Origin of the sequence: Allobosea sp., from assembly GCF_036675845.1 — a bacterium.
Taxonomy (GTDB): Bacteria; Pseudomonadota; Alphaproteobacteria; order Rhizobiales; family Beijerinckiaceae; genus Allobosea.
In genome coordinates this window covers 1-10,873 of sequence record NZ_JAKFED010000131.1, presented here as the reverse complement: position 1 = coordinate 10,873, position 10,873 = coordinate 1, and the positions used below count along the sequence as shown (strand labels likewise).

The following is a 10,873-nucleotide window of genomic DNA, read 5'->3' as shown; positions in this document are numbered from 1 at the left end:
CGCCGGCCGCCGCGACGCCCTCGCCGCGGACCCGCACCGCGTCGCTCGATCCGGCCCCGGCCGCCACCTCCGCGCCGACAGTGCCGCGCGCCGATCCCGATGGCGGCTATGCCGTGCAACTCGCGGCGCCGGGCAGCGAGGCGGCTGCGCGTGCGACCTTCTCGGCCCTGCAGCGCAAATATCCGAGCCAGCTCAGCGGCCAGACCCCGATCGTGCGCAGGACCGAACTGGCCGGCGGCAAGACCGTCTACCGGCTGCGTGTCGGGCCCTATTCGCGCGAGGACGCCGCGACGATGTGCACCGCGCTGCAGGCCGCCGGCGGCCAGTGCTTCATCGCCAAGAACTGAACTAACGGCATCGCCGTCGATCCATGAAGCGCCGGCCGCGAACACCGCGGCCGGCGCTTTCGTTTTGGGGCGCGAGCGCACGCTTGGCGCCCTTGCAGCAACGCCGCTTCCGTCGCGCGCTGCTGCAAGGCAGGGTGAGGTCTTCCTTCCAACCATGCGGCCCGCCTGTCATGCCTCTCGATCCGATCTCTCGCCCCGCCGAGGGCGGCACCTTCCTCGGCAGTGACGCCATCGCTTTCGACGCCGTGCCGCGGGGTGCGGTCGCGGTGGTCGGCATCCCCGGCGCGACGCCCTATCCGTCCGGCAGCCTCCATAGCGGCTCGGCGCCGGCGGCCATCCGCTGCGCGAGCGCGTCCCAGGCCGCGAAGCGCTCGCACTACGATTTCGATCTCGGCGGGCCGCTGACACAGCCGGGGCAGACGCTGGTCGATTGCGGCGACATCGCTTTCGGCGCCGCCGATTTCGCGAGCAATCGGAAGAGGATCGAGACGATCTTCGCGACGCTTCTCGATCGTGGCGCCGCGCCCTTGCTGCTCGGCGGCGATGACAGCGTCCAGATTCCGGTCCTGGGCGCGTTCGCCGCACTCGGCGAGATCAGCATCCTGCAGATCGACGCGCATATCGACTGGCGCGACGAGGTCGAGGGCGAGCGCTTCGGGCTTTCGAGCACGATGCGGCGCGCCTCCGAGCTCGCCGGCGTCAAGTCGATCGTGCAGGTCGGCGCCCGCGGCATCGGCAGTGCCCGGGCATCCGATGTCGCCGATGCGCGGGCGGCCGGGGCGCAGTTGATCGACATGCGGACGCTCAGGGCGAAGGGCATCGATCACGCCGTCCAATGCGTGCCGGAGGGGCGCCCGGTGGTGGTCTGCTTCGATGTCGACGGTCTCGATCCGACGGTGGTGCCGGGCGTTCTCGGCCGCGCCCCGGGCGGCCCGGGCTATGGCGATATCGTCGAGCTGTTGAACGGCGTCGCGGCGCGCGCGCCGATCATCGGCTTCAACATCGTCGAGTTCGTGCCGGAGGAGGATGTCGGCGGCCTCGGCACGCGGACCGTCTGCCGCCTCGCCATGCTGGGGACGGGGCTGCTCGCCAGAAGCGCCCGGCGCTGAGGTCGGCCTTAATCCTCGAACATGGTGGCGTTGCGGCCGCCGACGACGATGTCGAAGCGATAGCCGCCGGCGACGTCGCCATGGGCCGGCGCATATTCCTTGCCGATGTTCCGCTCGAAGGCATCGCCCATCAGGATCCGCATCGGATCGCGGTCATTGTGCGGATCGCCGGCGAAATACATCTGGGTGATCAGCCGAGCCCCGCCGCCGCGCAGCGAGAGATGGATGTGCTTCGGGCGCCAGCGGTCGATATCGGGCCGGGCGAGATAGGCGCCGGGCCTGATCGTCCAGAAGCGGTAGCTGCCGTCATCGCCGGTGAGGACGCGGCCGAGCCCGAGGAAATACGGGTCGAGCTTCAGGCCGGAATGATCCTCGGCATGGCCGTAGCGGCCATGCGTGTTGGCGTTCCAGATCTCGAGGAGAACGCCGCGCAGCGGCCGGCCGTTCTCGTCGCGGACCGTGCCCGTCACCTCGATCGGCGTGCCCTCGGCGCGCGGCAGGTCGGGCGCGAGGCGCGTCATATCGGCCTCCTGCGGAAGAAGGCCGGGCTGGAGGCGCGAATAGGGCGCGAAGGATTCGCGCGCCGCGGCGGGAATCAGCCGCAGCGGCTGGCGCGGCGTGCGCTGATGCGAGGTGTTGTCCGTCGGCCCGATCGCGAGGAGCCTGCCATTGCCGTCCATGCCTGCTGCCTCAGCTTGAAAGATCGTCGAAGAACGGCGTCTCGCCTTCCCCGGCCATGACGATGTCGATCTGGTAGACCTCGGCGCCATCGCCGCGACGGCCGTCATGGCGGGCGATCAGGCGCTCGCGCATGGGCTCCGGCAGCGACAGCAGCAGCGGGTCCGTGTCATTGCCTGCCTCACCGGCGAAGAAGACCTGCGTGACGATGCGGGCGATGCCGTCCGAGAACAGGGTGAGCGTGATGTGCGGGGCGCGGGCCATGCCTTGCGAGACGGTTCCGCCGGGCATCACCGTGCGCAGCTCGAACCGGCCATCACTGGCCCGGCAGCGGGCATAGCCGTCGAACCAGGGGTCGATGTCGGGATGGCCGGCCGTCGCCGGCGTCCGGTAGAGGCCGGCGGCATTGGCCTGCCAGAACTCGACGAGCACGCCGGCGGCGAGGTCGCCATAAAGGTCGAGGAAGCGGCCGCGCAGGATGATCGGCCGGCCGCCGGCACGGTTGACCAGGGCAAAGTGGGGCTGGACCAGGTCCATGCGATCGCCGTCGCAGAACGGGATCGGGAAATAGGGGCCGCAGGTGTCCTCGTTGGTCGCCGGCAGCGGTGCGTTCTGAGATTCGGACACGCATTCACCCATTGAGCTAGGTGATTGATTGAAGCGCTTGCCGGTGCTTTCGGCAAGCCCCTCCGCCCGGCTATCCGCGCCGGGACCGTGCGGTTTCAGGCGCGGCCGGTCGGGCTTGCCGCTCTGCCTCCGGTGCATGCCGGTCCTCCGGCCACGCGGTTTTGTCCCTGCTGCGGCATCGCTAGCTTCGCGCCACCCAGACGAGCGGCGCCCCGCAGGTGCCGATGGCTCGCAACCGAGAGGAAAATCATGGATCGCCGCAAATTCATCAAGTCGGCAGGTGCGGGCGCGACCGCCAGCGCCGTCATCGCCGCGCCCGCCGTGGCGCAGTCGATGCCGAAGGTCAGCTGGCGGCTGACGTCGAGCTATCCGAAAAGCCTCGACACGCTGTTCGGCATCTCGACGCAGGTCGCCAAGCGCGTCGCCGAGGCGACCGACAACCAGTTCCAGATCCAGACCTTCGCTGCCGGCGAGATCGTGCCGGCGCTGCAGGCGCTCGATGCGGTGCAGAACGGCACCGTCGAGTGCAGCCACACGCTAGCGAGCTTCTATATCGGCAAGGATACCGCCTTCGCCTTCGAGACGTCGTTGCCTTTCGGCCTCAACACCCGCCAGCAGAATGCCTGGCTCTATTCCGGCGGTGGGCTCGAGCTTTGCCGCGAGTTCATGAAGAAGTTCAACGTCCACACCGTCCCCTCGGGCAATACCGGGGCGCAGATGGGCGGCTGGTTCCGCAAGGAGATCAAGTCGGCGGCCGATCTGCAAGGGTTGAAGTTCCGGATCGCCGGCCTCGGCGGGCGGATCATGAGCAAGCTCGGCGTGGTGCCGCAGACGCTGGGCGGCGGCGACATCTACCCGGCGCTGGAACGCGGCACGCTCGATGCGGCGGAATTCTCCGGCCCCTATGACGACGAGAAGCTCGGCTTCCAGAAGGTGGCGAAATACTACTATTACCCGGGCTTCTGGGAAGGCTGCGCCAATGTCAGCTTCATCGCCAACCTCGAGAAATGGAACGCCCTGCCGCCGCATTACCGGGCGATCGTCGAGGCGGCCTGCGCCGAGGCCAACGCACTGTGCATGGCGAAATACGACCATGGCAATCCGGATGCGCTGATCCGGCTGGTCGGCTCCGGCGCCGAGTTGCGTGCCTTCCCGCAGGACGTGATGCAGGCGGCCTTCAAGGAGGCTTTCGCGCTCTATGCCGAGCTCGCCGCCACCAATCCCAACTTCAAGACGTTCTGGGATTCCTTCCTGCCCTACTGGAAGAAGGAGCAGCTCTGGTTCCGCGTCGCCGAACTGCCCTTCGACGCCTTCAACGCGCAGGCGGCGCAGCAACTGCGCTGAGGGTGTTCCGTCATTGCGAGGCGGCTTTTGCGCCGAAGCAATCCAGGGGCGGAGCGAGACCCCTGGATTGCTTCGCTTTGCTCGCAATGACGGCCGGTGCCTGGAGGGCTGGTGCTTGACCGCGCTCGCTTGGCTACCTAACGCAACAGCATGACTTCCCGCGCCTTCATCGCCGGCTGCCTCGGCACGAGCCTCACCGCCGACGAGCGCGCCTTCTTCCGCGAGGCGAAGCCCTGGGGCTTCATCCTGTTCAGGCGCAACACCCAGGACCCGGCCCAGGTCGCGGCCCTGACCGCCTCGCTGCGCGAATGCGTCGGCTGGCAGGCGCCGATCCTGATCGACCAGGAGGGCGGCCGCGTGCAGCGCATGGGGCCGCCGCACTGGCCGCCCTATCCGCCGGCGCTGGCCTTCCTCGCCATCAACGATCCCGTCCAGCAGCGCGAGATCGTGCGGCTCTCGGCGCGGCTGATGGCGCATGACCTGAAGACGCTCGGCATCGATGTCGACTGCCTGCCGGTGCTCGACGTGCCCGTCGCGGGCAGCCATGACGTGATCGGCAACCGCGCCTATGCGCGCGAGCCGGCCATGGTGGCGAAACTCGGCCGCGCCGCGGCGGAGGGGCTGATCGCCGGCGGCGTGCTGCCGGTCATCAAGCACATGCCCGGCCATGGCCGGGCCGGGGCCGACAGCCATCACGACCTGCCGGTGGTGGAGGCGAGCCTCGCGGAATTGCGGGCCCACGACTTCGCGCCGTTCCGCCATCTCGCCGACATGCCGCTGGCGATGACGGCGCATGTCGTCTTCACCGCGCTCGACAAGCGCAATCCGGCGACGACCTCGCGCAGGATCGTCAGGGAGGTGATGCGCGGCGAGCTCGGCTATGACGGGCTGATCATGACCGACGACATCTCGATGAAGGCGCTCTCCGGCGGCTTCGCCGAAAAGTCGCGGGCGGCGATCCGGGCCGGTGTCGATGTCGTGCTGCACTGCCATGGCATCATGGACGAGATGGTCGCGGTCGCCGGCGCCGTGCCGGCGATGACCGGCAACCGGGCGCGCCGGGCGGCGATGGCGCTGGCGCGCATCCGCCACGAGCCGGAGCCGCTCGATGTGGACGCGGCGCGCACGCAGCTTGCGAGCGCCCTTGCCTTGGGCGGCAGATAGGCCGAGTCTATGCCCCGGGGTTGTGGCGCGGCTATGGGGCCGTCGCTTGATATGGGGATGGGCCATCGATGGCCGCTGAGCTGCCTTTCCAGGAGAGCGCCGCGCCCGAGCGCGCGGTGGACGAGCCGGCGTTCCTGATCGACGTCGACGGCTATGAAGGGCCGCTCGACCTGCTGCTCGATCTCGCCCGGCGCCAGAAGGTCGATCTTTCGCGCATCTCGATCCTGGCGCTGGCGGAGCAGTATCTCGTCTTCGTCGAGCGGGCACGGGAGCTGCGGCTCGAGCTTGCCGCCGACTATCTCGTGATGGCGGCCTGGCTCGCCTATCTGAAATCGCGGCTGCTCCTGCCGGAACCGCCCAGGGGCGAGGAGCCGAGCGCCGCAGACCTGGCCATCGCGCTGGCCTTGCGGTTGAAGCGGCTGGAGGCGATCCGGGCCGCGGCGCAGCGGCTGGCGGTGCGCGAGCGGCTCGGCCGCGACGTTTTCGCGCGTGGCGCACCGGAGGCGGTCGTGGCCGGCGCGCGCCCGGTCTGGGAGGCCGAGCTCTACGACCTGCTGGCGGCCTATGCGCAGCAGCGCCAGCGTCACTCCCGCGTGCCGATGAGCGTCGGGCATCGCCAGGTGCTGTCGCTGGTCGAGGCGCGCGAGGCGCTGGCGCGGCTCGTCGGCGAGGCTGGCGACTGGACGGCGATCGACGGCTATCTCGCACAATACATGCAGAGCCACGGCATGCCGGCGCAGACGATGACTGCGACGGTGAAGGCGTCGTCGCTTTCCGCCATGCTGGAAATGGTGCGCGAGGGGTTGCTCGACCTGCGCCAGGATGGTGCCTTCGCGCCGCTCTATGTCCGCCGGCGCTCGGCCCGGCCGCCTTCGCTCGGATTGTGAGGACCTGACCTGCATGGCCTGGGCCGAAGCCGAGAGGGGCGAGGACGACGAGAGCTGGGACGAGGCGGAGGCGCTGGCGCGGGCCTGCCGCATCGCCGAGGCGCTGCTATTCGCCTCGGTGCAGCCGCTTTCCGCCGAGGAACTCGCCAAATCGGTGCCGGCGAACGTGCCGATCGAGCGGGTGCTGGAGGAGCTGGAGCAGACCTATGCGATGCGCGGCGTGACGCTGAAGCGCGTCGCCGGCGGCTTTGCCTTCCGCACCGCGCCCGATCTCGCCTATCTGCTCGCGCCCGAGGCCGAGCCGCCGCGCAAGCTCTCGCGCGCGGCGCTGGAGACGCTCGCCATCATCGCCTATCACCAGCCGGTGACGCGGGCCGAGATCGAGGAGATCCGCGGCGTCGCCACCGCCAAGGGCACGCTCGACATCCTGCTCGAGGCAGGCTGGGTGCGCCTGCGCGGGCGGCGGCGCTCGCCGGGCCGGCCGGTGACCTTCGGCACGACGCCGGGCTTCCTCGACCATTTCGGCCTCGACCGCATCGACGACCTGCCCGGCCTCGACGAACTGAAGGGCGCCGGCTTCATCGAGGGACGGCTGTCGAAGGACCTCTCGGTGCCGATTCCGGACGACGATCCTGACCTGCGCGCCGACGAGGACCCGCTCGGCGACCTGTTCAGCCCGCTTGACGGCGGCGACGAGGCGCCGCACAGCGCGGATGAGTGACGGGGCGGTCCCCACACCCGCTCCGTCATCCTGGACAAGCCGCGTAGCGGCGCAGCTCCGGGATCCATCGTAAAGTTCCGGAGCTTTACGATGGATCCCGGGACTTCGCTGCGCGAAGCCCAGGATGACGGTTCGTGGATTTCATTAGTCTGGGAGCACCCCTTGGCCCGCAGTGAAGGCGTTACGCGTTGGCTGGGCTGGGGGCGGCGCGGCACGGCCGGGGCCGCCATCCCGGTCTCGCTCGGCTTCGAGGGCGTGACGCAGCGATTCGGCGGCGTGACGGCGCTCGAGGAGGTTTCGCTGACGGTTGCGCCGGGCGAGGTCATCGCGCTGCTCGGGCATTCCGGCTGCGGCAAGACGACGCTGCTGAGGCTCGCCGCCGGCGTCGAGCGGCCGAGCGCGGGCAGGGTGCTGCTCGAGGGCCGGGACGTGTCCTCGGCCGCCGCCTTCGTCGAGCCGGAGGAGAGGGGGGTCGGCCTGGTCTTCCAGGACTATGCCCTGTTCCCGCATCTCAGCGTCCGCGAGAATGTCCGCTTCGGGCTGCGCGGCTATGGCGATGCGCAGGCCGACGCGACGGCGTTGCGCGCCATCGCCCGCGTCGGCCTCGCCGATCTCGCCGAAGCCTATCCCCACATGCTCTCCGGCGGCGAGCAGCAGCGCGTCGCGCTGGCGCGGGCGGTGGCCCCGCGGCCTGGCGTGCTCCTGATGGACGAGCCCTTCTCCAATCTCGACCGGCGCCTGCGCGACACGGTGCGCGACGAGACCATGGCGCTGCTCGACGAAATCGGTGCGACTTCGATCATCGTCACCCATGATCCGGAGGATGCGATGCGCATCGCCGACCGGATCGTGCTGATGCGCCAGGGGCGGATCGTCCAGGCCGGCACCGGCGAGGAGCTCTACCGCAAGCCCGCCAGCCTCTTTGCCGCCCGATTTTTCTGCGATCTTACCGAGATCGACGGCATCGTCGCCGGCGGCGCCGTCGATACGCCGCTTGGCCGCTTTCCTGCCGAGGGGCTGGCCGAGGGCGCGGCGGCGGTGGTCTGCGTCCGTCCGCAAGGGGTGCGGCTCGTGCCCAAGGGCTTCTGCCTGCCCGGCCGGGTGGTGACGCGTCGCTTCCTCGGCGAGGTCGACCATCTCGAGATCGCGGTCGACGGGCTCGACAAGCCGCTGACGGTCCGCTTCCCGCAGCCGGGTTCGGTGCGCGAGGGCGAGGATGTCGGCCTCGATATCCCGACCGACGAAGTCCTTGTGTTCCCTGCGTGGGACACCTAGGTTCCGGCACAAGCGACTGGCCCGGCTGGGAAGTCGGAGGCTGGGTTCAATTTCGGAGGATTTGCCATGGGTGGCGTCAGTATCTGGCACTGGGTCGTCGTCGGTGTCATCGTCATGCTGCTCTTCGGCCGCGGCAAGGTCTCGGAGCTGATGGGCGACGTCGCGAAGGGCATCAAGTCGTTCAAGAAGGGCATGGCCGAGGACGATGCGCCCGAAGCCAGCGCACCGCCGGCCGATCCCAAGGTGATCGACCACAACGCCCAGACGGCGAACCCCGCTCCCGCCAAGGCTGAAACCAAGGCCTGACGGCGCGCCGCCGGCGCACTTTCCGTTCGGCTGGATCGGCCGGGCGGAGGGAATTCGCGCCGGATCAAGATCTTGAGCAGCGCCGGCCGCAAAAGTGGTTTCCCCTTTTGCGGCGCATGCTCTAGAGCCGGATGATGTCAGATGGAATCATGGAATGATCCCATCTGACATCTGAATCCGTCTCTCACCGAAAGGTTAGAGCAGGATTCTTGCAAAAAACCGGTTTCCACTTTTTCGCATCCTGCTCTAGAGCGGCGAGGGTGGCGAGAGGACTGGCCGTCGATGTTCGACATCGCCTGGAGCGAATTACTGCTGATCGGGGGCGTCGCGCTCATCGTGATCGGCCCCAAGGAATTGCCGAGCGCGCTGCGCACCGCCGGGCAGGCGATCGGCAAGGTGCGACGCATGGCGTCCGAATTCCAGGGCCAGTTCAACGACGCGATGCGCGAGGCCGAGCTGCACGACCTGAAGAAGCAGGTCGAGGATATCGGCACCTCGGTGCAGGCCTCGACCAATTTCGACCCGATCGAGCCGATGAAGGATTTCGGCGCGCCGGAGGCGCCCAAGCCGGACGACACGGCGCTGAAGGAGGCCGAGGCCAAGCTCGCGGCGCTGCCGGGGCCGGAACCGCTGCCCGAGATCGTGATCGAGCCGGCGGCCGTCGCCGCTCCGGCGCCTGAAGAGAAGCCCAAGCGCCGGCGCAAGACCGTGGCGACCGTGGCCGCCAGCGAAGCCGAGCCAGCAGCGCTGGCCGAGCAGCCGGCCGCCAAGCCCGCCCGCAAGCGCAAGGCCAAGGCCGCCCAGGCCGAAGACGGGAGCCCGGCATGAGTCTGGCCGAGGTGAAGACGCCTTCGGGACGCGAGGGCGAGGACGAGATCGAGGCCTCGCGCGCGCCGCTGATCGACCATCTGATCGAATTGCGCACCCGGCTGATCAAGTCGCTGGTCGCCTTCCTGATCATGTTCTTCGTCTGCTTCGCCTTCGCGACGCATATCTACAATATCCTGGTGCAGCCCTATGTCTGGGCGGCGGGGCCGGGCGCCAATGTGCAGCTGATCTACACGGCGCCGCTCGAATACCTCTTCACCCAGATCAAGATCGCTGCCTTCGGCGCCGGCTTCTTCGCCTTCCCGGTGATCGCGACGCAGATTTACAAATTCGTCGCGCCCGGGCTGTACAGGAACGAGCGCCAGGCCTTCGCGCCCTATCTCGCGGCGACGCCGATCTTCTTCGTGCTCGGCGCGGCGATGGTCTATTTCTTCGCCATGCCGGTGCTGATGAAATTCTCCATCGGCATGCAGCAGGCGGCGAGCGAAGGCCAGGCCGGCATCCAGCTGCTGCCCAAGGTCAGCGAATATCTCTCGCTGATCATGACGCTGATCTTCGCCTTCGGCATCTCCTTCCAGCTGCCGGTGATCCTGACCCTGCTCGGCCAGGCCGGGATCATCACCTCGCAGTTCCTCAAGGAGAAGCGCCGCTACGCCATCGTCTTCGTCTTCGTGGTCGCGGCCGTGCTGACCCCGCCGGACGTGATCTCGCAGCTGATGCTCGCCGTGCCGATGCTGCTGCTCTACGAGCTCTCGGTGTTCTCGGTGCGCCATGTCGAGAAGAAGCGCGCGGCGACGAAGGCGGCGGAAGAGGCGGCGGAGGAGTAGCGTCCCGCCGCCGGTCATCCTGGACAAGCCGCGTCAGCGGCGCAGCTCCGGAATCCATCGTAGAGACGGTTCCCGGGACGAGCTACGCTCGCCCAGGATGACGGTGGAGGATGTGACCGCGCCATGTGGGTCTACATCATGGCGAGCGGCTGGAATGGCACGCTCTATGTCGGAGTGACCAATAGCCTGAGCCGACGCATGGCTGAGCATCGCGAGGGCAGGGGCTCGGACTTCGCCCGGAAATATGGTGTCACCCATCTCGTCTACGCCGAGCGCTTCGAGCGCGCCGATGAGGCGATCGCGCAGGAGAAGCTGATGAAGCGCTGGCGGCGAGAGCGGAAGATCGCGCTGATCGAACTGGCCAATCCCGATTGGCGCGACCTTTACGATACGATTCATCTGGATTGATGGGACTGTACCCCGCCGTCATCCTGGGCTTCGCGCAGCGAAGTCCCGGGATCCATCGTAGAGCTCCTGAGTCCTACGATGGATCCCGGAGCTACGCCGCTACGCGGCTTGCCCAGGATGACGGCGCGGGTGAAGTGAGCACTGTGCGTTGCAAGGATGGCAGTTCCCTCGCTTGCCGTCCCGGTCTACAGCATCACGCGATTTCGATTAACGGCGTGATTGGCGATGTACGACATCAAATGGATTCGCGAGAACGCGGAAGCGTTCGACCGGGGGCTGAAGCGGCGCGGGCTGGAGCCGCTGTCGTCGTCCCTGCTCGGGCTCGACGATACGCGCCGTGCGGCCATCGCCA

At 68.4% G+C, this 10,873-nt stretch carries 14 protein-coding genes; 12 read left to right on the top strand and 2 right to left on the bottom strand.

The genetic code is table 11. From position 1 onward, the window contains the following. Together V6M56_RS13755 and V6M56_RS13750 are read left to right on the top strand one after the other, a co-directional pair. On the top strand, window positions 1–347 hold a 347-nt coding region (locus V6M56_RS13755), incomplete at its 5' end, for an SPOR domain-containing protein (RefSeq protein ID WP_332684571.1). Between the two features lie 170 nt (window positions 348–517). Then, window positions 518–1,456, top strand: coding sequence for an arginase family protein (locus tag V6M56_RS13750; RefSeq protein WP_332684569.1), 939 nt, complete (start codon window positions 518–520; stop codon window positions 1,454–1,456). 8 nt (window positions 1,457–1,464) lie between these two features. On the opposite strand, the gene V6M56_RS13745 is transcribed toward V6M56_RS13750, so the two are convergent. After that, on the bottom strand, window positions 1,465–2,136 hold the full coding sequence (locus V6M56_RS13745; protein ID WP_332684567.1) for a dioxygenase family protein: 672 nt from the start codon (window positions 2,134–2,136) through the stop codon (window positions 1,465–1,467). Window positions 2,137–2,146: 10 nt separating this feature from the next. Next, complete coding sequence (locus V6M56_RS13740; RefSeq protein WP_332684565.1) at window positions 2,147–2,761, bottom strand: dioxygenase family protein; 615 nt, start codon at window positions 2,759–2,761, stop codon at window positions 2,147–2,149. Window positions 2,762–3,010: 249 nt separating this feature from the next. On the opposite strand from V6M56_RS13740, the gene V6M56_RS13735 reads away from it, so the two are divergent. From V6M56_RS13735 to V6M56_RS13690, 10 genes are all read left to right on the top strand, one after another. Further along, window positions 3,011–4,105 carry a TRAP transporter substrate-binding protein gene (locus V6M56_RS13735; RefSeq protein ID WP_332684563.1) on the top strand — a complete coding sequence of 365 codons (1,095 nt, stop codon included), beginning with the start codon at window positions 3,011–3,013 and terminating at the stop codon, window positions 4,103–4,105. Window positions 4,106–4,255: 150 nt separating this feature from the next. Continuing rightward, window positions 4,256–5,269: a beta-N-acetylhexosaminidase gene (nagZ, locus tag V6M56_RS13730; RefSeq protein WP_332684561.1), complete on the top strand. Its 1,014-nt coding sequence runs from the start codon at window positions 4,256–4,258 to the stop codon at window positions 5,267–5,269. Window positions 5,270–5,337: 68 nt separating this feature from the next. Continuing rightward, window positions 5,338–6,156, top strand: coding sequence for a segregation and condensation protein A (locus V6M56_RS13725; protein ID WP_332684558.1), 819 nt, complete (start codon window positions 5,338–5,340; stop codon window positions 6,154–6,156). A gap of 13 nt (window positions 6,157–6,169) precedes the next feature. Next, window positions 6,170–6,877, top strand: coding sequence for an SMC-Scp complex subunit ScpB (gene scpB, locus V6M56_RS13720; RefSeq protein ID WP_332684555.1), 708 nt, complete (start codon window positions 6,170–6,172; stop codon window positions 6,875–6,877). A 162-nt stretch (window positions 6,878–7,039) separates the two neighbouring features. Then, window positions 7,040–8,152 (top strand): ABC transporter ATP-binding protein, encoded by a 1,113-nt coding sequence (locus tag V6M56_RS13715; protein WP_332684554.1) that lies wholly within the window; start codon window positions 7,040–7,042, stop codon window positions 8,150–8,152. A 66-nt stretch (window positions 8,153–8,218) separates the two neighbouring features. After that, entirely contained in the window at window positions 8,219–8,458 is a 240-nt protein-coding gene (locus V6M56_RS13710; protein WP_332684553.1) for a twin-arginine translocase TatA/TatE family subunit, read from the top strand. A gap of 282 nt (window positions 8,459–8,740) precedes the next feature. Continuing rightward, on the top strand, window positions 8,741–9,286 hold the full coding sequence (gene tatB, locus V6M56_RS13705) for a Sec-independent protein translocase protein TatB (RefSeq protein ID WP_332684551.1): 546 nt from the start codon (window positions 8,741–8,743) through the stop codon (window positions 9,284–9,286). Further along, a complete protein-coding gene (tatC, locus tag V6M56_RS13700) occupies window positions 9,283–10,113 on the top strand; it encodes a twin-arginine translocase subunit TatC (RefSeq protein ID WP_332684549.1) in 831 nt (276 codons plus the stop codon). Before tatB ends, tatC begins: the two co-directional genes overlap by 4 nt. A gap of 123 nt (window positions 10,114–10,236) precedes the next feature. Further along, window positions 10,237–10,521, top strand: a complete 285-nt coding sequence (locus tag V6M56_RS13695) for a GIY-YIG nuclease family protein (protein WP_332684548.1) — start codon at window positions 10,237–10,239, stop codon at window positions 10,519–10,521. Between the two features lie 225 nt (window positions 10,522–10,746). Then, window positions 10,747–10,873 (top strand): hypothetical protein (locus V6M56_RS13690; RefSeq protein ID WP_332684572.1); only part of this gene is annotated, 127 nt, incomplete at its 3' end.

Bases quoted from the DNA above. Each gene is read 5' to 3' on its own strand.
- V6M56_RS13750 (WP_332684569.1), top strand. From the start codon at position 518: ATGCCTCTCGATCCGATCTCTCGCCCCGCCGAGGGCGGCACCTTCCTC.
- V6M56_RS13745 (WP_332684567.1), bottom strand. From the start codon at position 2,136: ATGGACGGCAATGGCAGGCTCCTCGCGATCGGGCCGACGGACAACACC.
- V6M56_RS13735 (WP_332684563.1), top strand. From the start codon at position 3,011: ATGGATCGCCGCAAATTCATCAAGTCGGCAGGTGCGGGCGCGACCGCC.
- nagZ (WP_332684561.1), top strand. From the start codon at position 4,256: ATGACTTCCCGCGCCTTCATCGCCGGCTGCCTCGGCACGAGCCTCACC.
- V6M56_RS13725 (WP_332684558.1), top strand. From the start codon at position 5,338: ATGGCCGCTGAGCTGCCTTTCCAGGAGAGCGCCGCGCCCGAGCGCGCG.
- scpB (WP_332684555.1), top strand. From the start codon at position 6,170: ATGGCCTGGGCCGAAGCCGAGAGGGGCGAGGACGACGAGAGCTGGGAC.
- V6M56_RS13710 (WP_332684553.1), top strand. From the start codon at position 8,219: ATGGGTGGCGTCAGTATCTGGCACTGGGTCGTCGTCGGTGTCATCGTC.
- tatB (WP_332684551.1), top strand. From the start codon at position 8,741: ATGTTCGACATCGCCTGGAGCGAATTACTGCTGATCGGGGGCGTCGCG.
- tatC (WP_332684549.1), top strand. From the start codon at position 9,283: ATGAGTCTGGCCGAGGTGAAGACGCCTTCGGGACGCGAGGGCGAGGAC.
- V6M56_RS13695 (WP_332684548.1), top strand. From the start codon at position 10,237: ATGTGGGTCTACATCATGGCGAGCGGCTGGAATGGCACGCTCTATGTC.